The following is a 22,657-nucleotide window of genomic DNA, read 5'->3' as shown; positions in this document are numbered from 1 at the left end:
TAACATAACGGCATATTACCCCGGTTCATTCCCGGTGCCAAGACCGGACTTACCGGCGAGTAGCAAGGCGTCGATGGCGGTACCGCTGTCGGTTGTCGGTAGCCTCTTCTCGCAGAGGTGAATGACCGCTCGATCCCCGACGTCCGACGCCAATTCCTCTGGCGTATAGAGTATCTCGGGCACTCTCGGGCCGCCGATTCCATGCTCGATGTTGTCCGAGTGGTGACCCAGAATCATGAGGAATCCGTCAGGTTCGAGCCCTGCCAGTGCCACGTCGACTGCTTTGCGGCGTTGCTCGTGGGGCAGGTGTAGATAAAGCATGAGAACCAAGTCATAGATCGGCTCGGGAGCGAGATCCGTCACATCTGCGTGGACCCACGTGAGACGTTCGCGAACCGAGCGGGGTGCCGTCGCGGTGATCCGACTCGCCTTGGTCAGCGCGACGCCGGAGAAATCGACGGCCGTGACGTCCCAGCCGCGAGTGGCGAGCCACAGGGCATTTCTGCCCTCGCCCGACGCCAGATCCAACGCGCGCCCACGCGGAAGAGCGGTGACGAACTCGACCAGCGTCTGATTCGGCGGTGCGCCGTACACCAGATCTTCGGCTGAGTACTTGGCATCCCATGCGGCGCTGTCCATGCACCGACAGTATGCGGCCGGAGCAGCGTCACAAGCTGGCGCGGAGCAGCAGCACGTTGTAGTTGCGATGAACAGTGGCAAGGAAGTACAGATCCGGGCCGGAGGACCATGGGTGAATGTACGGCGCGTATGCGCTCGGCAGCTGGCGGGTGTCGACGAGCACTTCCGGTGGACTCCACGGGCCGACGGGTGAGGGGGCCCGTCGCATCACGATCGAATCGAATCTGTCGGTCGTGAGCATCAGGTATTGCCCGAGGTACTCGTTGTAGGCCACCGACAATTCACCGACGTCATCGACGATGGGCGCCGCGGCTGCGGGATCGTTCTTCTTCCACTCGTGGCCGTTCCAGTACTCGTATTCGCCGAGGTTCAGGATGTCCTTCTCGGGCACACGCGCCACGTGGCCGAGGGTGCCGCGGCCGGGCGGCGTCCCGTACTCGTAGACGAAACCGCCGTCTTTGAGGAACGCGTTCTGCTGGAAGTTCCGATTGCCGCCTTCGCTCGGGCGCGCGGTCTCGGGAATCACGGCCCAGTTCTCGCCGTTGTCCCCCGACACCGCAAGGCCGGAGTAGTTGGTCTCCCACTTGCCGGGCTGACCCCAGTCCTTGACCGACATCAGGCTCATGAACTGGTTGGGGCCAAGCGCCACGCCTGCGGTCGGGATGCGACTGATCTCCACGAACGGAATTTTGGGACTCGGCACGAGTTCCTTCGACTGGCCGAGTGGATCCCGGACGACATTGTCGAAGTTCATGCCGTCGGCGAGATTGCCGTCGCGACTACGGATGAGCGAGTTGCTGCGCCACGACCAGATACTGCCCTGCAGCAGGTTGGGAAGTCCGAGGCCGGCCGTATCTCCGAACGCCGTCAGAATCTCGCCGTTGCCGTTGTCCCACATGATGCCGAGGTCGGTCCCGAGCATGTTGAAGTTCTGGGTTTCGTTGCCGCTGGCGATTCCGGTGGCCTGCGCGACGGCGACTGTGCGTCCGACCAACGGTGGTAGGCCGAAGACTCCGTTCAATCCCGGAATGGGATTGACGGTATTGGGATCTGCTGCCGCGGGGCCCGCGAGAATCAGCGACATCACGAGCACCGTAGTTGCCACGTGTACAGAACGATTCACGAATCCCCCGGGCGTCAGTATTGTTTTGGTCGAGCGACCGGTAGTTTAGCCCAGTAAATCGCTGAAAACCGGCGATCGGACAACCGGAAAAATGATGTGGCGGGCTAATGTGTTGCGGTGAGCAGCGACCCGCACCTTGCCCGCGACCTGTCGGTGTCGGCCATGCGTCTCAACCGGCAACTCAGGTTGCGGCACTCGAGCGACAGAATTCCGGTCGCGCAGTTGTCGATCCTGACCACGCTGCTTCGGGAAGGTCCGTTGACGACGGGTGAATTGGCGTTGCGTGAGCGCATCAAACCGCCGTCGATCTCGCGTTCTTCGCACGCATTGTTCGAGATCGGCCTGGTCGAGCGCGTGCCGCACGCCACAGACGGGCGTCAGGTACTACTGACACTCACCGCCGAGGGGCGCCGGATGGCGATGGAAGACGTCGCGGAGAGAGAGCGAGCGCTCGCCGAGCAGCTGACGTCGTTGACCGACGACCAGCGCAACACGCTCGCGCGGGCCGCCGAAATTTTGACCGAGATCGTCGAACGGGCGGAGTGACGGCTCAGTCGTGCTGAACGGCCTCGTCGATCTCGTGGGTGTTCCAGTCCAACGTGGACCCGAGTTCTTCGGCGTCCGCCCGCCTCGCGACGCGTCCCAGCACGACGGCAACAATCGTTGCCACCGCCAACCAGATCGCTACGCCGATCAGAACCCCGAGCATGCTTCGTTTGTAGCACCTGGTCCTGTGAAAAGCTGGAGAAACGGGCTATGTGTTGGTTGCAATCCGGTCTTGAAAAGATTTCCGATCCTGGGTGAACCAAATGTGTCGGCCGCGATTGGATTCGTGAACGAATGCGCGCAGTGACTCGCTGGCCAGTGTGTACTGATCGATGTTTCCGAGGATCACGAGCAGAATTCGATAGTTGACCAATTTTTGCGCGAATTCCCCCAGCAGCCTGGTGCGGAGATCGAAGAATTCGGGTCGAAAACGTTCCACCGGCACCACGATCGTGGATGCCTGCTCGCCGAACGCGTGACCGATGAGGTCGACGGCGTCCGCTTCGGACCCGAGCGGAGGGCCGTCGGAGTCGACGAACAGCACGGTCATAGGGTGCCCTCGACGAACGTGTCGACGAGTCTGAGCACTTCGGCCGAGTCGAGCGGATCTCCGATGACCACGATCTTCAGCGAGGACGTGCCGTTGTCGTATGCGGTGTCCACACGCAGGCGTGTTCCGGTGTTGCCGCGTCCCATGGTGGCGGCCGAGAGCGAGGTGGTCAGCCGTGATGCGGTGTGGCTGTCGATGGGGTCGACGGTGACGATGCTGGTCACATCGATGCGCGGGCGTTCGGTTCGGGTCTCACCGCCGGTGAGCGTCGCAAGTCCATCCGGGGTGATGCGGTACTGCTTGCCGATACGAACCGCAGGTAGTCGCCCGTCCTGGATGTAGTTGCGCACGGTCCGCACATGGAGGCCGAGCAGCTCGGCCACCTGCTCGGCGGTGTAGAAGTCATTCCCCATGGTTCCCTAAACTACCCTGTTTTCGGGAGTATACGGAAATTTCTACCGCCCGGTGACCCCGTCCAGTTGCTCGCGCAGGAGGTCGGCGTGGCCGTTGTGGCGCGCGTACTCACCGATCATGTGGACGTAGACCATGCGCAGCGACATGGGGTCTCCGCGGTGGGAGAACTCGACGTCGAAGGATCGGTCGGCGACTGCGGCGTCGGCCAGTGTCCATTCCCGACGCAACTGCTCGACCTCGGCTTCGGCAGACGCAGGATCGATGTCCTCGAAGTCGCTCGGATCGCCCGGCCCGCCGTAGAGATGCGGGATCTCCTCGCCTGCGACCCGAATCCGAAACCAGACTCGCTCGACTTTCGCCGCGTGACGGACGAGGCCATGCAGGGACAGACGCGACGGAGCAACTGCCCGCGTCGACAGCTGCTCGGCAGTCAGCCCGGCGCAGATGTTGAGCAGTGTGTGGCGTTGCGCGTTCAGATACGGAATCAGAATGGCGCGATCGTCGCCGGTCAGGGGTCCGTCGGGAACGACGACCTCCGGTGATGTCCAGTTCATCGGTCCATCATCCGCTCAGGCACGAGTGTTGCGCTTGAGCCAGCCCCAGCCTGCTGTGGCGACGAACAACACGATGCCGATGATCGCGAGCCAGACGAGCCCCTTGACGACAAAACCGAGAACGACGAAAACAAGCCAGACAACAAGAAGAAATCCTATGAGTGCGAGCATGACTCGATCATTGCAGAGACGCAGCAACCGCCCTGAACCGGCTCCCCGGCGGGCATACCGCCGCCACGGCCGCGAGGTCGGACGCATGGTCCACATCGCGAAGCTCGGGCAGCGCGCTCACGTGAGCACCGAGATCGACAAGAGCTGCACGTGTTTTCGCGCCCGTGTCCGGTGTCGACATCGGCACGCCGAGCAACGCCCGCGCCAACTCCGGGTCCGGGATGCCGAGCGCCCACCACCCGCCGTCCTCGGCCATCCCCAGTACCGATGCGCCGGGGTCGGTGAGCAACGATGCGGAGGACTCGAGTAGTTCGGCCGTCACTTGCGGTGTGTCCATACCGATCTGGAACACGGGATGACCGGCACCTGCCGCGTCGAGGTGAGCGTGCAGCAGCCGCTCGGCGAATCCGTCGCCGCGTTGCCGAAAAACGGTGTACGACGCCAACTTCGCCGATATTTCCGGCCCCCGGGCCGCGTCGGCGAGATCGCCCGTAAGCGCGACGGCGCGGACCGCGAAGTCGGCGGCGGACACGGCGTCGAGAGTGTCGAGGAGCGCTGCGGCGGCGATGTCGGCGGCCGTGTCGTCGCCCAGTGTTGCGGCGAGACGAGTCTTGGCGAGCCCCGGCACGGGTGCTTTCGCGACGATCAGCGCGGTAACGTTCACTTACAACACCTTCCAGAAGTCTCGGACCGCGACGACGGTCCCCTTGAACGAACCCGAGACCTTCGATGTGCCTGCGGTACGCGGGCTGTAGGACACGTCGCGTTCGACGACCTTCCATCCGGCCTTCGAGGCGAGCACGAGCAGCTGCAGGGGGTAGCCGGATCGGCGGTCGGTCACGTTCAGGTCGAGCAGTGCCTGCCGTCGAACCGCCCGAATCGCGCCGAGATCGTGCACGGGAAGCTTGTACTTGGTCCGAAGGCGCAGCGACAGCCCGGCATTGCCGATACGGGCGTGCAGTGGGGAGTGTCCCGCGGCGCGCCGCCCGACGGCGAGATCGGCACCCTCCAACGCGGCGACGAGGTGTGTCAGGTCCTGTGGGTCCATCGATCCGTCGCCGTCGAGCACGCAGATCACCTCGGTCTCGGCGGCGAGAACTCCTGTGTGCACCGCGGATCCGTATCCAGGAACGGTTTCGCCGACCACCGTCGCACCGTGGGCCCGCGCGACCTCGGCCGTGTCGTCGGTGGAGTTGTTGTCCACGACGACGACGTGGTAGCCGTCCGGGATTCTACCGAGAACCCCGGGGAGCGAGCCGGCCTCGTTCATGCACGGAATGATCACGGTCACCTCAGACACTCGGCGCACCCGTTCCTTCGGCGTCGCGCAGTGGCGCAGTGGCGAACTCGCGTAACCCGTCGGCCGGCCCGACGGAGGCGTCGAAACCGATTCTCTCGCGCGCCAGTTCGGGGCTGGCGACGATGTGGCGGACGTCGCCGGGGCGGTACTGGCCGGTGATCTCGGGGGCGGGTCCGTGGCACGCGTCGGACAGTGCGGCGGCGACCTCGCCGATGGTGATCGGTTGCCCGGAGGAGACGTTGAGTGCGGTGAATCCGGGAAGCGCGGCGGCGACCGACAGTGCATTGGCCCGCGCGATGTCCGTGACGTGGACGAAATCGCGTGCCTGGCGGCCGTCCTCGTACACCTGCGGAGCTCGCCCGGCCTCCAGAGAGGATCGGAACATGGCTGCCACCCCGGAATACGGAGTGTTGCGCGGCATGTGCGGGCCGTAGACGTTGTGGTAGCGCAGCGCGGTCACCGATCCGCCGGTCGCCAGTGACCATGCGAGCGCGTAGTTCTCCTGTGCGAGTTTGCTGGCCGCATAGGTGCTGCGCGGCTGTAGAGCCGAATCCTCGTGTACCAGTGCCCAGTCGAGGATCTCGCCGGTGTTCGGATCGGTGTTGTCGAATTGCCCCGCATCGAGATCGCCGCGCGAGCGCGGACCGGGAGCGATCTGCTCGCCCGCTCGATTGCGGTATCTGCCCTCGCCGTACACGACCATCGACGACGCCAGCACCAGCCGCGAACAACCGGCGTCGGCCATCGCCGCGAGCAGCACCGCGGTGCCGAAGTCGTTGTGGCTCGCGTACGCGGGCGCGTCGGCTGCATTCACGCCTGCGCCGACGACGGCTGCTTGATGGCAGACGACATCCACACCGGTGAGAACCTCGGCCAGAGCAGCTCGATCCCGCACGTCCACCGTCGCGATGCCCTCGATCTGTCCACCGGAGCCGTGCGCCGACGGAAGCAGCGCGTCGATGGCGACGACGTCGTACTCGGGTTGCAGGGCCGTGTGGATGTGCCCGCCGATGAAACCGGCTGCGCCGGTGAGCAGTACGCGGGTCATGGCAGCTCGATGGGGAGGTTCGCGCCGTCGTGGATTCGGCACGAGGTGCACGGGCCGGTCGCGGCAGCGCCGATTGCCGCACGGACCAGCGTTTTCAGTGGCTCGATGTTTCGCTGGAACTCGGCGAACACGTCGACCGCCCGAACTCCCTGCCCCGCCTCGATCCCCGCATCGAGGTCGGTGACGAGTGCGATCGGGGCGTAGCAGAGTTCGAGTTCGCGGGCGAGGACGGCTTCGGGGTGGCCGGTCATGTTGACCAGGGTCCACCCCTGTCGGGCGAACCACTGGCTCTCGGCGCGGGTGGAGAACCGGGGGCCTTCGACGACGACCATGGTTCCGCCGTCGATCACACCGTCTCCGAGGGCCGCACTGCGGAGTTCACCGCAGTACGGATCGGCGAATTCGACGTGCACACCGCCTCGGTCGAAGTATGTCTGTGCACGGCCGCTGGTTCGATCGACGAGTTGATCCGGAACCACGAAGGTCCCTGGTCCGTACTCGGCCACCAGACTGCCGACGGCACACGGGGCGAAGACCCGCTGTACCCCGAGCATCCGCAGTGCCCACATGTTCGCCCGGTACGGCAATGTGTGCGGGGAGTACTCGTGGTTCGCGCCGTGCCGGGGTAGGAAGGCGACGCTGCGACCGTCGACGTCACCGATGGTGATCGGACCGCTCGTCGGGCCGTACGGTGTGTCGAGCGTGACCGATTCGGCGTCGTCGTCGAAGAACGAGTAGAAGCCGCTGCCGCCGATGACGGCGATCTCGGGTCGGTGACTGGTTGTCATGGTCTCCTCTTCCGTACTTCTTCTATGCTGAGCGCAGTAACACGATCGCACAACGTTAGGTGAACGCTATCCGGTACTGGAGAGAGTCCGTTGCGGCCACCCTCGCTGCATTGTTGGTCGCAGTGGCGTTCGTGGTTCCGTACCTCGGCAACGAGCTGATCACCCCGATCATCAACCGCACTCCGCAGCAGGTGCGTGATTTCGCAGACGCAGCACCGCTTTTCGGATTTCGAGAACTTCACTTCGGTTGGGGAACTCCGCCGGCGATCCTGATCGCGATCGCCGGGGTGCTGTGGGGCCCGGATCTTGCGCGCAGACTGCCGTGGCGCCGACTCCTGCTGACCACATGGGCCGCGTCCGCCGCGTGGACGATGTCGCTCGCGTTGATCGACGGCTGGCGTCGCGGATTCACCACCAGACTCGCGTCCACGGACGAATATCTGCACGAGGTCCCGGGAATCACGGACATCCCGGCGACGTTGCGCGGCTTCTCCGAACGCATACTCGACTACCAGGTCGACTCGTGGACGACGCACGTCTCCGGTCATCCGCCCGGGGCGTTGCTGACGTTCGTGTGGCTCGACCGGCTCGGTCTGAGCGGCGGCGCGTGGGCAGCAGGGTTGTGCGTGTTCGTCGGAACCAGCGCTGCGGTGGCCGTTCTCGTGACCGTGAAGGCACTGGGCGACGAGACGATGGCGCGTCGCGCAGCCCCGTTCGTCGCGTTGGCACCCGCAGCGATCTGGATCGCGGTGTCGGCGGATGCGTTCTATGCGGGCGTCGTCGCGTGGGGTATTGCGCTTCTTGCGATCTCGACGACGCGGTACCGGTGGCCTGCGTCGATCGCGGCCGGGGTGCTGCTCGGTTTCGGCATCTACCTCAACTACGGCCTGGTGCTGATGGGATTGGTCGCCGTTGCAGTACTGATCGGAGCGCGGACCGCGTGGCCGCTGATCGGTGCGGTACTCGGAGCGCTCGTCGTCGCCGGGATCTTCACCGCATACGGATTCTGGTGGTTCGACGGGTACGAGCTGGTCCAGGAACGCTATTACCAGGGTATCGCCACGGACCGTCCGTTCGCCTATTGGGGATGGGCGAATTTCGCGGCATTGTTCTGCGCGCTCGGGATCGCGGTGCCCGCTGCGTTCCCGCGCATCGCCACACGGCTGCAGCCGATCAACCTGCTCGTGATCGCCGGGCTCGCCGCCGTCGTGATGGCCGACCTGAGCCAGCTGAGCAAGGCGGAGACCGAACGCATCTGGTTGCCGTTCGCGATGTGGATGCTGCTCGCACCCGCGGTTCTGCCGCAGCGTACGCACAAGTTCTGGCTCGCACTGCAGGTGGCAGGAGCGCTGGCGATCAATCACGTGTTGTTCACGAACTGGTAGCGAGTGCACAGCTGCTGCCCGGCGCAACTACCCACCCACGGGGGCGGGGCACATCCGAGCGAAATACCGACCGTGCATCGGTGCGATGTCGACGACGGTCAGACCTGCGGTCCGGGCCAGATCGGCGATCGCGGCGGTGCTGACACTTGCCCACGCGAACCAGTCACCGACCATGGTGTCGGTCTCCCAGCGAACCGTGCGCTTCTGGAACCGTGCGGCGCCCGGCGCGTCGACCTCGGCGATGACGGCACCGTCGGGTCGAATCAGGTCTGCTGCTCTACGCAGCAGCCGCACCGGATCGCCGCCGATGCCGATGTTGCCGTCGGCGAGCAGGACACACGACCATTCACCGGCACGGGGAAGCGGCTCGAACAGATCACGCAGTACCGCGCGTCCGCCGCGGCCGACGGTCAGGTCGACCGCCTCACGCGAGGTGTCGACGCCGAGCGCCGAGATTCCGCGTCGGGCAAGCCCTTCGGTGAGACGGCCGGGGCCGCAGCCGAGGTCGAGTGTGGGGCCGGTGCACTGGCCGATCATCGTACGGTCGGCGGCACGGTCTTCCATGCTCGACGCGTCGCCGCCCATCCAGCGGGCGATCGGCAGCGGTTCGCGAGTGCCGTCGGGGTTTCCCATCCAACAGGGAAGGCCGGAGGAGGCCCGGCGAAACAGCTCGTCGGCTGTGACTGTCATGAGGGTCTCCTGGAGGATGCGAGGCGAACTGCGTAGACGACTGCGCTGGCGCCGAACAGGCATGCGGTCAATACGAGCCACCGGCCCAGATACGGTTCCTGCGTCAGTCCTGTTGCCGTGGTGAAGGTGTCGGATCCCTGTTCGATGATGCCGGGGAAGAACAGAGCGAATGTCAGTGCCGTTCCCATCAGTGGAATCCGGACGTAGTTCAATGGCGAGATACGCAGGCGAATGTTCGGTGCTCTGCCGCGTACGGCGTTCAGGCCTGCGGAGAGCGATCGATCGGCGAGCGAGTACAGCGGGAAGAGCACGAGATCGTGGACGACGACGGCGCCGGCGAACCAGACTGCGATGGATTGCCACCATACGTCTCGGTTCCAGAAGGTCTGTATGCCGGCCACGTACACCACATATCCCATGAGCGCGAAGGCGAAACCCATCGCGAGCAGGTGCAGGGGGTGCGCACCGTAGAAGCGAGCGAAGGTCTTCATCACGCGCTCCTGAACTCGATCGTCTTGACCCATTTGGTGTTGTGCACCCCAGGCATGGCGGGGACGATGATGCGGGCGGGGTAGCCGTGGTCAGGGGACAGGTCTGCCCCGTTCACTCGCAGAGCCAGCAGCGAATCCGGGTGCAGAACCTGGTTCGACTGCAGCGTCGCCTGCCGGAACGGTCCGTTTTCCTCCAGCGAGGTGACCTGCGCCGATTCGAGATTCCCGACGCCTGCTGCCGTGGCCAGATCGCGCAGTCGCACGCCGGTCCATGTCTGCACCGTCGACCACCCTTCGACGCATGCGATGGGGAGATCCGCGGTGTGCTGTTCCATGCGTTCCAACGCCTCGCGGGTGAACGTCAGCGGTTCCGATCCGCCCGTCAGTTCGAGGGTCCAGTCTGCGCTGGTCTTGTCCTCGGTGATCTGTGCGGCGGATGCCGTGCGGTTGATCTGGAAGTCGTTGGGACCGTCGCCGTAGGAGCGTCCGCGGGGGAGCAGAATTGCTGCGTTCCTGAGGAATCCACCGGTCGTCTGGCCTGCGGTGAGGACGGCGACGAACAGGGCACCTCCGCCGACGAGGGCGAGGGCTCCGCGTCGGCTGATCGTCTGCTCGGACGGGTTCTCGGCGATGAGATCCGAGTCGCCCTTCTCCTGGCCGTCCTGCAGTACCTGCATCAGCGAGCGGCCACGTAGTGTCCGAATCATCAATGGAGTCTTCAGAACTGCGTGGGTGACGAAGCCTGCGATGAAGATCCAGGCGCCCCAGTAGTGCGCGGTGTAGAAGCTGAAGCCGAAGATGTAGTCGTACTGGATGTTCAGTACCCCGGTGACGATCTCGAACAGGATGCCGCCGACGAGGGCGATGAGCGAAAGTCGTTCCAGTGCTTGGGCGATCGACCGTACCGGCGGCCGAGCGAAGAGCTTGGGAATGACCGACCACAGTTTCGCCGCCACGATGGGAACGAGGACGAGACCGAGGCCGACGTGCAGACCCTGGGTCAGGCGGTAGAGCCACGCGGGATCTGTCGGCCAGTCGAACTGCGGTAGGCGAAGCCACCCGACGTCACCGGGGATGGCCTGACCGAACTGCGGGCCGTACGCGATGTAGGACAGCAGTCCGGTCACGATGACGATCGGGAGACCGACGAGAAGTACTGCGCCGAAGATCGAGGTCAACCATGGACCCCGCAGCGGACTACGAAACCGTGGGCCCGAGGTCACCGTCTGCGGTGACCGCGGGCCCACGGAGTCGGTATTCATTTACGCAGTTGCGACGGTGATGGTTGCGACGCCCACGAGCAGGCCGGGGGTGACGGCGTCGGTCTTGAACGTGTCGTTCAGCAGGCCCGCGGCGGTCTCGGATATCTTGACCTGGGTGCCCTGCAGGATGGCCGTGTTGTTCGGGCCGGTGGCCAGCGGGTTCAGGGTACGGCCGTCGAGGTCGAAGATGACTGCGTCTTCGGCTGCGACTGCGCCGTTGACCGTGACGGTGCCGGTCAGGAGCGAGGTGCCGGGGTCGATGTCGAAGTCGGTGAGCTCGACGACGGTGTCGCCTGCGGTGAGCGACAGTCCGCTGCCGTCGTGCTCGATCTCGCCCTGGACGTAGGGATCGACAGTGCCGGGCTCCCAGTACTTGACGTTGCCGCCGGTGATCGGGAAGGTGACGGAACCGTCTGCGAGAGTGGCTGTTCCGATGGTTCCCGGTGTGAGGCCCAGGGTCGTCAGAGCGCCCGTGAATCCGGGATCGAGGGCGACTGCGGTGCTGACGCCGTTGCTGAGGTCATCGACCTCGGCTGCGGGCTCCGGTGTCGCTTCCGTCGTCTCCGCTGCTGCTGCGGATGTGGTGCTGCTGCTGGACGACGAGTCGTCACTGGAGCATGCGGCGAGAGGGACGAGCGTCAGTGCGCCAATTGCGGTGGCGGCCATTACTTTACGGATCGAAATCATGTCTGTTTACTCCCTTGCATCGGCTCTCGAATCTCTCGAGCGTTGTGGGTGATTCGCCGCGGTGTGTCATCCGGATGGGTATGGATCGCACACGATCTCCGCCGCGCCTTTGTTCTGACAAACCCCACGAAACGGTGTGCGGGGCCATATCGGTTGCGGCGGTGTGTCATTCGGCATCGTGCTCTGTGTCGACGACGCTACTCCCCAGGGAGAAAGGGCAGAATGGGTTCGACGGGATCGTTACGGCCCGTGATGTTCGACGGTACGGTTCGTGACCGCACCGTTACTGCAGCAGGGTCGGCGCGGGCCTGTTCCCGGGCGAGGACTGGTTCGACATGCCCCTTCCTCGTTAGGCTCCTACCCGACGTCGACCGAAGGAATCTGCATGAGCCCGTTCCGCACCGTTTCCGACCTGCTGCCAGCGCTGGGGAGTCTCGTTCCGCCCGTCGTACTGGATGTGCGCTGGGCGCTCGGAGACACCGCCGGCCGCGACCACTACCTCGAAGCGCACATCCCCGGTGCCGTGTACGTGGACCTCGATTCCGAGCTCGCCGACCACGGGGCGTCGGAGCAGGGCAGACACCCGCTGCCGTCGATCGAGAATCTGCAGGCCGCGGCACGTCGCTGGGGCGTCACCGTGGGAATTCCGGTGGTCGTCTACGACAACACGGGAAATCTCGCGGCCGCACGTGCATGGTGGTTGCTGAAGTGGGCGGGTGTGCAGGACGTCGCGTTGCTCGACGGCGGTCTGCGGGCGTGGATCGCCGGAGGCAACGAGACGGCGTCCGGCGAGGAGACCGCCCGCGCCGAGGGGGATGTGGAACTGAGCCCAGGTCACCTTCCGACCTTGACCGCGGACGAAGCAGCGGCACTGGCCGATACGGGTACGTTGCTCGACGCGCGGGCGGCCGAGCGATACTCCGGTGAAGCCGAACCCGTCGATCCGCGGGCAGGCCACATTCCTGGAGCCGTCAGTGCGCCGACGTCCGCCAATCTCGACGCCGACGGGCGCTTTCTGCCCGAGGAGGCCTTGCGGGCCCGCTTCGCGGGTGTGCACGGCGACGTCGGCGTGTACTGCGGATCAGGAGTCACCGCGGCGCATCAGATCGCGGCGTTGGCGATTGCCGGGATCGATGCTGCACTGTTCCCAGGGTCGTGGTCCCAGTGGTCCAACGACCCTGCCCGTCCGGTTGCGACGGGCCCGTCCCCACGCTGACCTGCGCTTCTAGCTCAGAATCAGATCGGCGGCCTTCTCCCCGATCAGCACGCTCGGCGCGTGGGTGTGCCCGCGAACGATCGTGGGCATGACCGACGCGTCCGCGACACGCAGCCTGTCGACACCGCGCACCCTGAGGTCAGGTGAGACGACGCTTGCGGCGTCGTTTCCCATACGGCACGTGCTGACCGGGTGGTACAGGGTGTGCGCGTTCCGCTCCAGCGCCTCGGTGAGCAGGTCTTCGTTCGCGCCGATCCGGGGCCGCACGATATCGCCCAGCAGGCCTTTCAGCGCCGGTCGTGAGGCGATCTCGGTGCAGACACGCAGCCCTTCGAGCATCGCTGCTCGGTCGACGCCGTCGGGATCGCTGAGATACCGAGGCTCGATGATCGGCTTGGCCGCCGGGTCGGCCGATCTCAGTGTGATCTCGCCGCGGCTCTCCGGCTTGAGCAGAACCGCGCCGATGACGGCGGCATGCGCGTCGGGCGCGATGAGCCCCTCGTCGAAGAACGGAGCCGGTGCATAGATGAGCTCGACGTCCGGCAGCGCCAATTCGTCGCGGCTCTTGATGAAGCCGTACGCCTCGGCGACGTTCGAGGTCAGCATTCCGCGTCGTCGTGCGAGGTAGTTGGCGAGCTCGGGGATCTTCTCCGCGAAGAACAGGGAGTCTCGTTCGACGCTCCAGCCTATGAGCGCGGACAGGTGGTCGGTGAGGTTCTTGCCGACCTGCGGCGAGTGATGCCGGACGGCGATTCCGTTGGGTGCCAGCTGATCCTTGTCGCCGATTCCCGACAGCATCAGCAGCTGCGGCGAATTGATCGCGCCGCCGGCGAGAATCACCTCTCGGGCGGCGCGCACCGTGCGGGTTGCGCCGCCCGCGACGTACTCGACTCCGACGGCCGCCGAGCCTTCGAAGAGAACACGCGTCGCGAGCGCCTCGGTGAGAATCGTCAGATTTTCGCGCTTGCGGATCGGCTTCAGATACGCGTCGGCGGTACTCCACCGCGCACCGCGCTTCTGATTGACCATGGTTTGCGAGAAGCCCTTGGGCTCGGGGAGATTCGCCGGCTCGACGGGATAGCCGGCCTCCTTCACGGCGTCGAGGAACGACGATGTCAACGCACGCGGGCTCCGCTGATTCGACACGATCAGCGGACCTGCTCGTCCCGCATCGGGTGCTGCTGTTCCCTCGACGGTCTCGATCCTGCGGAAGTACGGAACGATGCGCTCGAACGACCACGACGGATCCGTCAGCGACGCCCACTCGTCGTAGTCGGCGGCGAAACCGCGCACCCACATCATCGCGTTCATCGACGACGACCCGCCGAGCATCTTGCCGCGTGGCCAGAATATGCTGCGGCCCTTCAACTCCGGTTGCGGCTCGGAGTCGTAGCTCCAGTCGACCTCGCTGCGGAACAGTTTGGAGAACGCCGCTGGGATGTGCGCGAACTTGTTCTTGTCCTCCGGTCCTGCCTCCAGGAGAACGACGGTGTTGCGTGGATCGGCGCTCAGCCGGTTCGCGAGCACGGCGCCTGCCGATCCTGCCCCGACGACGACGTAATCTGCGATCGATGGATGCGTCACGGTGCCGGCCCCCTATCCGCGCAGAGCCGAGGCGAAGATGGCGGGCAGCTTTGCCCAGGACGGTGCGCCTGCGAACCCGGTCAACAGCCTGCCCGTCGTGGCCGCGGTCCTATTGGTGACGAACCACGGTGGTTTCGGCGAGATGGTCCACTCGCGATTGATCAACGATCGCGGTGACGGCCGGAACGGTCCTCGAACCACGGTGCGTTCGGCGCCGTCGATGAGCAATGCGTTGTGCACGATGCCGATTCCGCTCTGGACGTCGTCGATGGTGTGGCCGGGGAATGCTCCCCACGTCGCCGCGGCGCTGAGAAATCCGAGTCCGGTCCACGAGTTGACGGCGATGGTTCCGTATCGAAGTTCGGCGAGAAGGGATTCGAAACGATCACCGAGAGCGTGCAGGGTCTTCGGATGGGCGATGATGTTGACCCCGAGGGTTCCGACGAACCTGCTGTTGGCCGCCTCGACCGCCTTGATCGCGAATTGCTCACCGTCGTAGGGGAGTTCGATCACCCCGAGTACCGGCGCGAAGTATTCGGTGGTCAGCAGCGCGGTCTCGGAGCCCGGATCGAGATCCCCGATCAGGACGCGTCCGCCGCGCAGACGCGCGGACTGGGGATAATTCTCCAGCGCTCCGCTCACCCGTGCGTCGCTGCCGGGGTAGTAGGCACGGCGTGTCGGAGCTCGATCGAGAGCCGCCCGTAGCGCGGCGATGAACTCGTCTCGTTGCTTCCAGCCCGAGGACAGGACGACGACCTGCGAGGCGACGCAGTTGTAGCCGCTGTTGTGCAGGCGTTGTGTGGCGATGTGCTCGGCCTGGAACGCGATGTCGGCGCGGCTCCACTGGCCCGGCAGAACGATGGTCGGCGACACCCCACCGAGTTCACTGGTCATCGGCTTCGTCAGGATCGGATCGTTGGCCGCCTTGCGCTCGGCACCGGTTTCGCCGGGACCGAAGACGATGGCGTCGTGCGTGGTCGAACTGCCGGTCATGTGAACGTGATCGACGTGCGCATGGTGGACGAGGTAGGTGCCGGTGTCCGGTCCTCCGGTGAGGATGCGGACTGCCCCGACCTCGATGAGTGGACCGAGGACCGTGGTCAGCACCGGGAGCAGAGGGTCGGTGATGGGGTTGAGTTTGAGCGCTACGACGCGATTGTGCGCGATCAGCTCGTACAGGGTGTCCAGTGGCGCGATGGAGGTGATGTTCCCTGCACCGAGGACGACGCCGATGCCGTTGGTGGCGGCCGGGTCCAGCTGAGCGAGACCTGCTGTGCGCTTGGCCTTTTCGGCGTCGACTCCGGGGTTCAGCCATACCTCGGCGTGAAAGCCGTTCAGTAGCAGTGAATCGAAGATGCCGAGCGGGAGAACCTGGATGGTCGTGCGGTCGCCGGGTGCGGAGCCGAACGTGGCCGATTCCAGTGGGCTCCTGCCGGAGTCGAGGGCATCGAGGGTGTGGGCGAGGGTCGCGGCGCCGCTGGCGAACGCGTACGGACCCGACATCCACTCTTCTCCGACGAGAGGCGACGACGCGTCGAGCCCCTTGATGGTTCGTGCGGCGTCGACCCAGTCGGCGCCATGGGCGACCGTGAGATCGCGGACGCGTTCGAGTAGCGCGCGGCGACCTCGCAGCGGCAGTGCTGCCCACGTGTTCTCCCCTGCACGGAGGTCGGCCAGCGCGGAGTCCACGGCTGCGTGCGCTTCGGTGCTGGGCGGCACCGGTGATCGGGGTGCGATGTGTTCGGTCACTTCGGGTAACTCCGTCTCGGTCGGCGTCCGTTCCTCGAACTGTGATTGTCTTCTCGCACGCCCTTCCGGCGCTATGGGCGGACGCTCTCGAACTGTGCCGCCGGTTTGTGCAGCCGCACAAAATGGCTGTGGCGTGGATTACATGGGGTCCGATAGTGTCGAAGCATGACGAATACGACGGCGACTGCCGCACCCAGTTCGTTCGAGCTGGCTGCGCCACCCAGTTCGTTCGAGCTGGCTGCGCCACTGATGGACGGCGCGGAAGAACTGACCGACGAATTGGTTCGCCGCATACTGACCGCCGAACACGCCTACGTCGAGTCCACTGCGTTGACTCGTGATCAACTGCGCAGTGCGTGTCTGGCGAACGTCACGGCCATGATCGCCGATCTTGCGGGCGAGAAACCGGTGGACCTCGAATCCGCGCGGGCTGCCGGTCGACTCAAGGCCGCGCAGGGTGTACCGCTGGCGGCTCTTCTTCACGCGTTCCGTTTGGGCGGGCGCCTCATCTGGGAGGAGTTGATGCGCCGATCCGAAGGGGACGCGCCGCGGGTGCTGCTCGAGATGGCAGCGCAGGTGTGGGCCCTGGTCGACGTCTGTTCCGATGCGGCAGCCGAGGCGTACCGCCTCAGTATCGACGCCAGAGCCGAGCAGGACGCCGATGAGCGACGCCGTCTCGTGCGCGCACTGTTCGCAGGCCACGGGGCCAACCCTTCAGCCATGACCGATGCCGTGCGTACCTTCCGCATCCCGGACCGCGGAAGCTTCGTCGTCCTGTCGGCGGACGCGCGGTGCGCCGATATTGCGACGCCGGGGGCAGACGCCATCTGGGACACCGAGATCGACGGAGTGCTGGGGTTGCTGTACGCGTTCTCCGATTCGGCACTCGACGCAGTGCTGGCGGGCATCGACTCGGGCAACGGCAACATCGGTGTCAGTGCCGTGTTCGCAACGCCGTCCGGTGCGCCCGCAGCCGTCGAACAGGCTCGGTTGTCGCGGGTGTGCGCGCGGGTCGACGGCCCTGGGGTGACGAGGTTCGAATCGGTTCCGGTGCCCGTGTTGATCGCGAGCAACCCCGGTTCCGGACGTGTTGCGGCCGAGCAGATTCTGGGAAGGTTGTTGGATCTACCGGAGAGCGAACGAGCCAGTCTGCTCGGCACACTCGAGGCATGGTTCCAGGCGAAGGGCTCCACTACCGACGCTGCCGATCGTGTGCATTACCACCGCAACACGGTGCTGTATCGGCTGCGCCGGATCGGCGAGCTGACCGGGCGGGATTTCCTCGACCCGGTCCATGCGGCCGAGTTGTACGTCGGGCTTCGTGCGTATCAACTGTGCATGGCAGCAGAGTCGGAGTGATCGAACTTCGGTGCTGCCGAATCAGTGGCTCGCGATCACGACGTCGAGTATGCCTGCACCGAGTGGAACGGGACCGCAGAACGGTGTGATGCCCGCCGATGGATCGAGCGCCTGCAAGACGAGACCGAGTGTGGTCGGATCGTAGGTGAACGTGAAGTGCGCGACGTTGTTCGACGGGCACACGTCCTGGACGACGATGTTCTTCACCCCTGGATCGCGGAAGAGCGCATTGGTATAGGGCTGAATGGTCTCGTCGACGCGTGTGGCGATGGATGTGTACTCGACGCCGGGCACGGTATCACCGCCTGCATTCAACTCGTCGAGGAACTGCGATCCTTGCAGCAATTGGACGAGCGCAGGCCCGAATTCGTGTGAGACCAGGGTGGTGCCGCCCGGAAGTGCTTGCAGCGCAGGTGATAATCCGTATGCTGTGCCGCCGTACGTGGGGGAGGCGATGCCGATCCACTTGTCCACCACCGCCGATCCGCCCAGCTCGTTGGTGTAGTACCTCGACACGGCGGCTCCCTGCGAGTAGCCCACCAGGTCGACCGATTCCGCGCCGGTCCGCACGAGTACGGAGTCGGTGAACTCCTGCAGTTCCTTCGCGCTGTCACGAATATCGGTGTAGCCGAACGTGGTTCCATCGGCGGATTGGCCGTAGTTCAAGGCGTACGCGCAGTAGCCCTGCTGCTTCAGTATCGGGCCGAACCCGGCCCAGTCCGCGTAGGCAGTCGCGTCCGTTCCGTGAACCAGAATCACCGGTACCGGATGATCAGGGGATGGAACACAATCGGGCTCGTTGACCCCGGGAGGCGTGGCGTCGGGATGCGCGGAGGCGTATCTGATGGCATCTGCGTGGTTGGACTGCGCGGGACCTGGAACCGTCGGCACGACGGGCGCGGCGCCGCAGACTCCAGCACCGACCGCAATGGCGGCCAATGCCGCACCGAGTGTCGTCGCAAGTCGAAAGTTCACGCAATACCCCAGGTCTTCGATTGTCCGTTGGGCCCAAGGGTATGCCGATGTATGTGTGTTGTCCCAATGAGACGCGTAAATTTTTGGGATACATGATGACACGGTTGCGACACGAGAGCGGACTGAAACCTCCCCGCGACCGGCTGCGCGCGACATCCTCGTGACATGCGTCTTCGGGAGGCAGGTCTTCGGGAGGGAGAGTGCTGAATACGGCTCGCAAACTTGGGAAGTAAGAGCGAGACGGAGAGAAGAGAGAGCCGGTGACGGGAATCGAACCCGCCTCTCAACCTTGGGAAGGTCGCATTCTACCAATGAACTACACCGGCGTTGCGGGCCGACAAGGCCCGCGAGGGAACACTCTAGCAGTAGCGCGGACCGTCAGATGTCGATGGTGACGTCGCGGAGAAGTTCGAGTGCATCCTCGGCGGGGACCGGCCGCGAAATCAGGTATCCCTGGGCTCGGGTGCAGCCACGCGCGAGAAGGATGTCCACTGCCTCGCGTGTTTCGACACCCTCGGCGATAACGTCGAGTCCGAAGGAGGTGGCGAGTCCGACGATGGACTCGATGATCGCGAGATCGTCGTGGTCGGCGGTACCGAGATTGGTGACGAAGGCCCGATCGATCTTCAAGGCGTCGACCGGCAGTTCCTTGAGGTGTGAGAGCGAGCTGTAACCGGTTCCGAAGTCGTCGATCGCGACATGCACCCCGGCACGTCTCAATCCGAGAAGAGTTCGGCGGGTCCGTTCGAGATCCTTCACGACCGCCACCTCGGTGATCTCCAGACACAGTGACGCGGCCGCGATCCGGTATCTCGTCAGCACCGCACCGACGTTGCGCACGAAGTCGGGTGCGACGAGCTGCGCCGGAGAGACGTTGACCCTCATCGACAAATCGAGACCGGGAATCGCAGCCTGCCACTCGGCGAGAGTGCGACAGGCACGATCGAGCACCCACGCACCCATCTCGCCGGCGAGGTTGGTTGCCTCTGCGACCGGAATGAACGCCGACGGCGGGAGCAGGCCGCGAATCGGATGCTGCCACCGCACGAGAGCCTCGAAGGCGGTGATCCGCCCTGTCGTGAGATCCAGCTCCGGCTGGAAATGCAGTACGAGTGCGTCGCTTTCGATTGCGCTGCGCAGGTGGACCTCGACGTCGCTGCGGAGTTCGCTCTGATGTTGCACCGCCTGGGTGAACTGGGCGATGTTTCTGCCGCCGTTGGCTTTTGCGATCAGGGCGGCCTGGTCTGCGCGGCGCAGGGCCGCCTCGGCGGATATCTGACCGGGATGCGCGACGGCGATGCCGATCCTGGAGCGACGATGTCTGTCGATTCCGGGCATCTGCAGTCGCCAAATGGCCTGCAGGACGGCATGTGCAGCAAGGTCGGCGGTATACGCGTTGGCCGGTCCGCGTAGGACGAGAACGAATTCGTCCCCGCCCAACCGTGCGATGAAGGCATCCGATTCGATTTCGGCGCGAAGGACGTCGGCGATCGCGACGATGTACTCGTCCCCGGCGAGGTGGCCGAGAAAGTCGTTCATGGTCTTGAGCTGGTCGAGGTCGAGCGAGAGGACCGCGACCGGCCCGGACGACGGATCGTCGAGCCGAGCGTGCAGGTGCTGCAACAAGGCTCGGCGGTTGAACAGACCCGTCAGTTCGTCGTGGGACGCGGCGTGGCGGAACCTGTTCTCGGCCGCGACCCTGGCGTGTACCTGCGTCATCAGCGCTGCAATGGCGCGCAACGCATTGAATTCGTCCTCGGTCCATTCGCGACCCGAGAGGTTGCCGAAGCCGAGCACTCCCACGGTTGTGCCGTCGTCGATCAGTGGCACTGCAGCCATCGTCTCGGCGACGAATCCCGATGCGGACTCGACCAACGTTCGGTATTCCTCGATACCGTCGCCGGCCTGGATGACACGGATGTCGTCGAGGTTCTCGGTCGACGCGAAGACCGGTTCGGCTCCGGCGAACGCCACGACGGACAGTGGATCGGGATCGGCGACGTCAGGCCGAGGAGGCCACTCGGCGGTGAGTACCGTGGTACTTGCCTCGAAATCGGTGTGGCGGAGGAACGCTATGTCGAGTTCGAAGCTGTTGACGAGATCGCGTAGCACCGACACGTAGGTAGCGTGGGCCGTCGTGGCATCCACGCCCATCAGCTCGGTTGCGACATCGGTGACCACAACATCGAGACTCCGACGCTGGTTCAGCTTCCTCTCCTACCTTCTTGGCCCCCGAGCCCAGCGTGGAAGACATTACCTGGGAATTCGTGGGAAAGTCATTCGCCCGTCAGAAATGTGGGTTGCGAGAGCATGTCGCGTATGGCCGCCTCGGGCACCGGACGCGAGAAGAGGTACCCCTGCGCTCGAGTACATCCGACGGCGAGCAGTTCGGCTTTCGCGGCGATCGTCTCTACCCCTTCGGCTATCAGATCGAGTTCGAATGCCTTGGCCAACGACGCAATCGACCTGACGATGGCCTGGTCGCTGTGATCGGAATCGAGATGCTCGACGAACTCGCGGTCGATCTTCAGTGCATCGACCGGAAGGATCTTCAGGTGCGCGAGCGAGCTGAAACCGGTTCCGAAATCGTCGATCGCGATGCTCACACCCAGTTCGCGGAGCATCGTGAGTACTTTCGCGGTCTGGCCGGTGTCCTGAACGACCGCGTTCTCGGTGATCTCCAGGCACAACCGGGTCGGACGCACCGAACTGGTCTGCAATGCGCGCGAGACGATCTCGACGAACTCGGTCGCGAGCAGCTGGGCAGGAGAGACGTTGACGCGAATGACGATGTCGAGCGCGGGAAGATCGCGAGTCCAGTTGCCGTATGCGCGAAGCGCTTCCTCGATGACCCAGCGACCCAGCTCTGTTGCCAGGTCCGAGGACTCGGCGATGTCGATGAAATCGGCCGGTGGCAGCAGCCCGCGTGAGGGGTGTTGCCAACGGACAAGTGCCTCGACGGCCGTGATCGCACCGGTGCGCAGATCGACCTCGGGCTGGTAGTGCAGCACGAGCTCGCCGTCCTCGATTGCAGAATGAAGGTGTAGTTCCACGTCGTTACGCATGGCGTTGCGGGCGCGAATCGTCGAATCGAACAGAGCGACACTGTTTCCGCCCGTCCGCTTCGCCACCAGCGCAGCTTGATCGGCGTTGGCGATGACCTCGTGCACGCTGTCGACACCGGGATACGCCGTCGTGACACCGATACTGGCTGTTCTGTTGATGGCATCACCCGCGATGAGGACCTTGGTGGTGGCGACGGCCTCGAGCACGCGGAGTGCGACGTCGTAGGGAGAGACGGTCTTTCCGTCGATCGCCGACGGCTGCAGCACGACCACGAACTCGTCGCCTCCCCACCGCGACACGGTGGCGTCTGAATCGAGGACGGCGCGCAGTGTGTCGGCCAGTGCGCACAGGTATGCGTCGCCTGCGGTGTGGCCGTAGAAGTCGTTGAGCGCCTTGAGCCGATCGAGGTCGAGGAACAACACGGCGACGGGACCGCCGGATTGGCCGTCGCGGAGGCGGCGTTCCAGATCGTCGGTGACGCCCCTGCGGTTGGAGAGTCCGGTCAGCGCATCGTGTTCTGCTGCCGTGCGCAGAGATTCCTCGGCCACGATCCGCGCGTGAACCTGCGTGAACATCGAGGCGATCGCGACGAGGGCATTGGTTTCCTGATCGGACCAGTCGCGGTCACCGCTCTTGATCAATCCGACCCAGCCGATCGATTTGCCCTGCACCAGCGGCACGACGGACATCGAGGTGACCGCGTAACCGGAGGCGGCCTCGACCCGTCGGCGATATTCTTCCTCGTCCGGGCGGGGCCGGAACACCTTGGGGAGCAGTAGATGCTCGCACGCGGCGAACACGGGGTCGGCATCGGCGAAGTAGACGACGCCGAGCGGATCCGGATCGGGGGCGTCAGGCCTGGCAGGCCACTCGGCGATCATCACGGTCGAGCGGTGGTCGTAGTCGGTGTGCCGGAGGTAACCGGCGTCCACACCGAAGTACTCGACGAGCGTGCGGAGCACTCGCGTGTACGCGGTCAGTACGGACGCCGCGTCGACTCCCATGAGTTGCGACGCGACGTCGGTGACCAGAGCGTCGAGACTACGGATCCGGCCCATCT

The 22,657-nt window shown here is 64.9% G+C and carries 24 protein-coding genes and 1 tRNA gene; 4 read left to right on the top strand and 21 right to left on the bottom strand.

Annotation, left to right across the window (positions count from 1 at the left end; genetic code table 11):
* Positions 1–15: 15 nt before the first annotated feature.
* Both RY1_RS22490 and RY1_RS22485 read right to left on the bottom strand, forming a co-directional pair.
* The gene (locus tag RY1_RS22490) at positions 16–639 is read right to left on the bottom strand and encodes a class I SAM-dependent methyltransferase (protein ID WP_072806264.1); all 624 of its coding nucleotides are present in this window, start codon (positions 637–639) and stop codon (positions 16–18) included.
* A 28-nt stretch (positions 640–667) separates the two neighbouring features.
* Complete coding sequence (locus RY1_RS22485; RefSeq protein ID WP_084727748.1) at positions 668–1,723, bottom strand: glycoside hydrolase family 183 protein; 1,056 nt, start codon at positions 1,721–1,723, stop codon at positions 668–670.
* Between the two features lie 156 nt (positions 1,724–1,879).
* Between RY1_RS22485 and RY1_RS22480 the strand changes: the two genes are divergently transcribed.
* Positions 1,880–2,308 (top strand): MarR family winged helix-turn-helix transcriptional regulator, encoded by a 429-nt coding sequence (locus RY1_RS22480; RefSeq protein ID WP_245819873.1) that lies wholly within the window; start codon positions 1,880–1,882, stop codon positions 2,306–2,308.
* 4 nt (positions 2,309–2,312) lie between these two features.
* On the opposite strand, the gene RY1_RS30215 is transcribed toward RY1_RS22480, so the two are convergent.
* The 9 genes from RY1_RS30215 to RY1_RS22445 are packed head-to-tail and all read right to left on the bottom strand — an operon-like array spanning position 2,313 to position 7,133.
* Entirely contained in the window at positions 2,313–2,471 is a 159-nt protein-coding gene (locus RY1_RS30215; RefSeq protein WP_169914798.1) for a hypothetical protein, read from the bottom strand.
* Between the two features lie 45 nt (positions 2,472–2,516).
* The gene (locus RY1_RS22475) at positions 2,517–2,858 is read right to left on the bottom strand and encodes a DUF4180 domain-containing protein (protein ID WP_072806262.1); all 342 of its coding nucleotides are present in this window, start codon (positions 2,856–2,858) and stop codon (positions 2,517–2,519) included.
* The gene (locus tag RY1_RS22470; RefSeq protein ID WP_072806261.1) at positions 2,855–3,271 is read right to left on the bottom strand and encodes a helix-turn-helix domain-containing protein; all 417 of its coding nucleotides are present in this window, start codon (positions 3,269–3,271) and stop codon (positions 2,855–2,857) included. Before RY1_RS22470 ends, RY1_RS22475 begins: the two co-directional genes overlap by 4 nt.
* A gap of 42 nt (positions 3,272–3,313) precedes the next feature.
* Positions 3,314–3,826: a DinB family protein gene (locus RY1_RS22465; protein WP_072806260.1), complete on the bottom strand. Its 513-nt coding sequence runs from the start codon at positions 3,824–3,826 to the stop codon at positions 3,314–3,316.
* A 15-nt stretch (positions 3,827–3,841) separates the two neighbouring features.
* A complete protein-coding gene (locus tag RY1_RS30210; protein ID WP_169914796.1) occupies positions 3,842–3,997 on the bottom strand; it encodes a hypothetical protein in 156 nt (51 codons plus the stop codon).
* A 7-nt stretch (positions 3,998–4,004) separates the two neighbouring features.
* Positions 4,005–4,661, bottom strand: coding sequence for a TIGR04282 family arsenosugar biosynthesis glycosyltransferase (locus RY1_RS22460; protein ID WP_072806259.1), 657 nt, complete (start codon positions 4,659–4,661; stop codon positions 4,005–4,007).
* Entirely contained in the window at positions 4,662–5,306 is a 645-nt protein-coding gene (locus tag RY1_RS22455; protein ID WP_139279954.1) for a glycosyltransferase family 2 protein, read from the bottom strand.
* Positions 5,290–6,345 carry an NAD-dependent epimerase/dehydratase family protein gene (locus RY1_RS22450; protein ID WP_072806258.1) on the bottom strand — a complete coding sequence of 352 codons (1,056 nt, stop codon included), beginning with the start codon at positions 6,343–6,345 and terminating at the stop codon, positions 5,290–5,292. Before RY1_RS22450 ends, RY1_RS22455 begins: the two co-directional genes overlap by 17 nt.
* On the bottom strand, positions 6,342–7,133 hold the full coding sequence (locus tag RY1_RS22445) for an S-methyl-5'-thioadenosine phosphorylase (protein ID WP_072806257.1): 792 nt from the start codon (positions 7,131–7,133) through the stop codon (positions 6,342–6,344). The genes RY1_RS22450 and RY1_RS22445 overlap by 4 nt, the downstream gene beginning before the upstream one ends.
* Before the next feature lie 59 nt (positions 7,134–7,192).
* Between RY1_RS22445 and RY1_RS22440 the strand changes: the two genes are divergently transcribed.
* On the top strand, positions 7,193–8,518 hold the full coding sequence (locus tag RY1_RS22440) for a glycosyltransferase family protein (RefSeq protein WP_072806256.1): 1,326 nt from the start codon (positions 7,193–7,195) through the stop codon (positions 8,516–8,518).
* 27 nt (positions 8,519–8,545) lie between these two features.
* Here RY1_RS22440 and RY1_RS22435 read toward each other — a convergent pair whose 3' ends face one another.
* From RY1_RS22435 to RY1_RS22420, 4 genes are read right to left on the bottom strand one after another with little or no spacing between them, the layout of a single operon-like run.
* A complete protein-coding gene (locus RY1_RS22435; protein ID WP_072806255.1) occupies positions 8,546–9,208 on the bottom strand; it encodes a methyltransferase domain-containing protein in 663 nt (220 codons plus the stop codon).
* Positions 9,205–9,699, bottom strand: coding sequence for a hypothetical protein (locus RY1_RS22430; protein ID WP_072806254.1), 495 nt, complete (start codon positions 9,697–9,699; stop codon positions 9,205–9,207). Before RY1_RS22430 ends, RY1_RS22435 begins: the two co-directional genes overlap by 4 nt.
* Entirely contained in the window at positions 9,699–10,961 is a 1,263-nt protein-coding gene (locus tag RY1_RS22425) for a molybdopterin-dependent oxidoreductase (protein ID WP_072806253.1), read from the bottom strand. The genes RY1_RS22430 and RY1_RS22425 overlap by 1 nt, the downstream gene beginning before the upstream one ends.
* On the bottom strand, positions 10,962–11,648 hold the full coding sequence (locus tag RY1_RS22420; RefSeq protein WP_072806252.1) for a hypothetical protein: 687 nt from the start codon (positions 11,646–11,648) through the stop codon (positions 10,962–10,964).
* 385 nt (positions 11,649–12,033) lie between these two features.
* Between RY1_RS22420 and RY1_RS22415 the strand changes: the two genes are divergently transcribed.
* The gene (locus RY1_RS22415) at positions 12,034–12,864 is read left to right on the top strand and encodes a sulfurtransferase (protein WP_072806251.1); all 831 of its coding nucleotides are present in this window, start codon (positions 12,034–12,036) and stop codon (positions 12,862–12,864) included.
* A 9-nt stretch (positions 12,865–12,873) separates the two neighbouring features.
* On the opposite strand, the gene RY1_RS22410 is transcribed toward RY1_RS22415, so the two are convergent.
* The gene (locus RY1_RS22410; RefSeq protein WP_072806250.1) at positions 12,874–14,448 is read right to left on the bottom strand and encodes a GMC family oxidoreductase; all 1,575 of its coding nucleotides are present in this window, start codon (positions 14,446–14,448) and stop codon (positions 12,874–12,876) included.
* Positions 14,449–14,460: 12 nt separating this feature from the next.
* On the bottom strand, positions 14,461–16,167 hold the full coding sequence (locus RY1_RS22405; protein ID WP_072806301.1) for an aldehyde dehydrogenase family protein: 1,707 nt from the start codon (positions 16,165–16,167) through the stop codon (positions 14,461–14,463).
* Positions 16,168–16,362: 195 nt separating this feature from the next.
* On the opposite strand from RY1_RS22405, the gene RY1_RS22400 reads away from it, so the two are divergent.
* Complete coding sequence (locus RY1_RS22400) at positions 16,363–17,556, top strand: PucR family transcriptional regulator (protein WP_084727729.1); 1,194 nt, start codon at positions 16,363–16,365, stop codon at positions 17,554–17,556.
* Between the two features lie 21 nt (positions 17,557–17,577).
* Here the strand turns inward: RY1_RS22400 and RY1_RS22395 are convergent, their stop codons facing one another.
* From RY1_RS22395 to RY1_RS22380, 4 genes are all read right to left on the bottom strand, one after another.
* Positions 17,578–18,531 (bottom strand): esterase/lipase family protein, encoded by a 954-nt coding sequence (locus tag RY1_RS22395; protein WP_072806249.1) that lies wholly within the window; start codon positions 18,529–18,531, stop codon positions 17,578–17,580.
* A gap of 255 nt (positions 18,532–18,786) precedes the next feature.
* Positions 18,787–18,857: transfer RNA gene (locus RY1_RS22390), tRNA-Gly, on the bottom strand.
* Positions 18,858–18,909: 52 nt separating this feature from the next.
* Complete coding sequence (locus RY1_RS22385; protein ID WP_245819869.1) at positions 18,910–20,712, bottom strand: putative bifunctional diguanylate cyclase/phosphodiesterase; 1,803 nt, start codon at positions 20,710–20,712, stop codon at positions 18,910–18,912.
* Between the two features lie 95 nt (positions 20,713–20,807).
* Positions 20,808–22,655 carry a putative bifunctional diguanylate cyclase/phosphodiesterase gene (locus RY1_RS22380; protein WP_072806247.1) on the bottom strand — a complete coding sequence of 616 codons (1,848 nt, stop codon included), beginning with the start codon at positions 22,653–22,655 and terminating at the stop codon, positions 20,808–20,810.
* Positions 22,656–22,657: the final 2 nt, after the last annotated feature.

It is taken from the genome of Rhodococcus yunnanensis NBRC 103083, from assembly GCF_001895005.1.
GTDB classification, from domain to species: domain Bacteria; phylum Actinomycetota; class Actinomycetes; order Mycobacteriales; family Mycobacteriaceae; genus Rhodococcoides; species Rhodococcoides yunnanense.
The sequence above is the reverse complement of the archived record's forward strand: the minus strand, read 5'-3'. Positions and strand labels throughout refer to the sequence as shown.

Coding starts and splice junctions, on each gene's coding strand:
- RY1_RS22490 (WP_072806264.1), bottom strand. CDS start 639: ATGGACAGCGCCGCATGGGATGCCAAGTACTCAGCCGAAGATCTGGTG.
- RY1_RS22485 (WP_084727748.1), bottom strand. CDS start 1,723: ATGTCGCTGATTCTCGCGGGCCCCGCGGCAGCAGATCCCAATACCGTC.
- RY1_RS30215 (WP_169914798.1), bottom strand. CDS start 2,471: ATGCTCGGGGTTCTGATCGGCGTAGCGATCTGGTTGGCGGTGGCAACG.
- RY1_RS22475 (WP_072806262.1), bottom strand. CDS start 2,858: ATGACCGTGCTGTTCGTCGACTCCGACGGCCCTCCGCTCGGGTCCGAA.
- RY1_RS22470 (WP_072806261.1), bottom strand. CDS start 3,271: ATGGGGAATGACTTCTACACCGCCGAGCAGGTGGCCGAGCTGCTCGGC.
- RY1_RS22465 (WP_072806260.1), bottom strand. CDS start 3,826: ATGAACTGGACATCACCGGAGGTCGTCGTTCCCGACGGACCCCTGACC.
- RY1_RS30210 (WP_169914796.1), bottom strand. CDS start 3,997: ATGCTCGCACTCATAGGATTTCTTCTTGTTGTCTGGCTTGTTTTCGTC.
- RY1_RS22450 (WP_072806258.1), bottom strand. CDS start 6,345: ATGACCCGCGTACTGCTCACCGGCGCAGCCGGTTTCATCGGCGGGCAC.
- RY1_RS22445 (WP_072806257.1), bottom strand. CDS start 7,133: ATGACAACCAGTCACCGACCCGAGATCGCCGTCATCGGCGGCAGCGGC.
- RY1_RS22435 (WP_072806255.1), bottom strand. CDS start 9,208: ATGACAGTCACAGCCGACGAGCTGTTTCGCCGGGCCTCCTCCGGCCTT.
- RY1_RS22430 (WP_072806254.1), bottom strand. CDS start 9,699: ATGAAGACCTTCGCTCGCTTCTACGGTGCGCACCCCCTGCACCTGCTC.
- RY1_RS22425 (WP_072806253.1), bottom strand. CDS start 10,961: ATGAATACCGACTCCGTGGGCCCGCGGTCACCGCAGACGGTGACCTCG.
- RY1_RS22420 (WP_072806252.1), bottom strand. CDS start 11,648: ATGATTTCGATCCGTAAAGTAATGGCCGCCACCGCAATTGGCGCACTG.
- RY1_RS22415 (WP_072806251.1), top strand. CDS start 12,034: ATGAGCCCGTTCCGCACCGTTTCCGACCTGCTGCCAGCGCTGGGGAGT.
- RY1_RS22400 (WP_084727729.1), top strand. CDS start 16,363: ATGACGAATACGACGGCGACTGCCGCACCCAGTTCGTTCGAGCTGGCT.
- RY1_RS22380 (WP_072806247.1), bottom strand. CDS start 22,655: ATGGGCCGGATCCGTAGTCTCGACGCTCTGGTCACCGACGTCGCGTCG.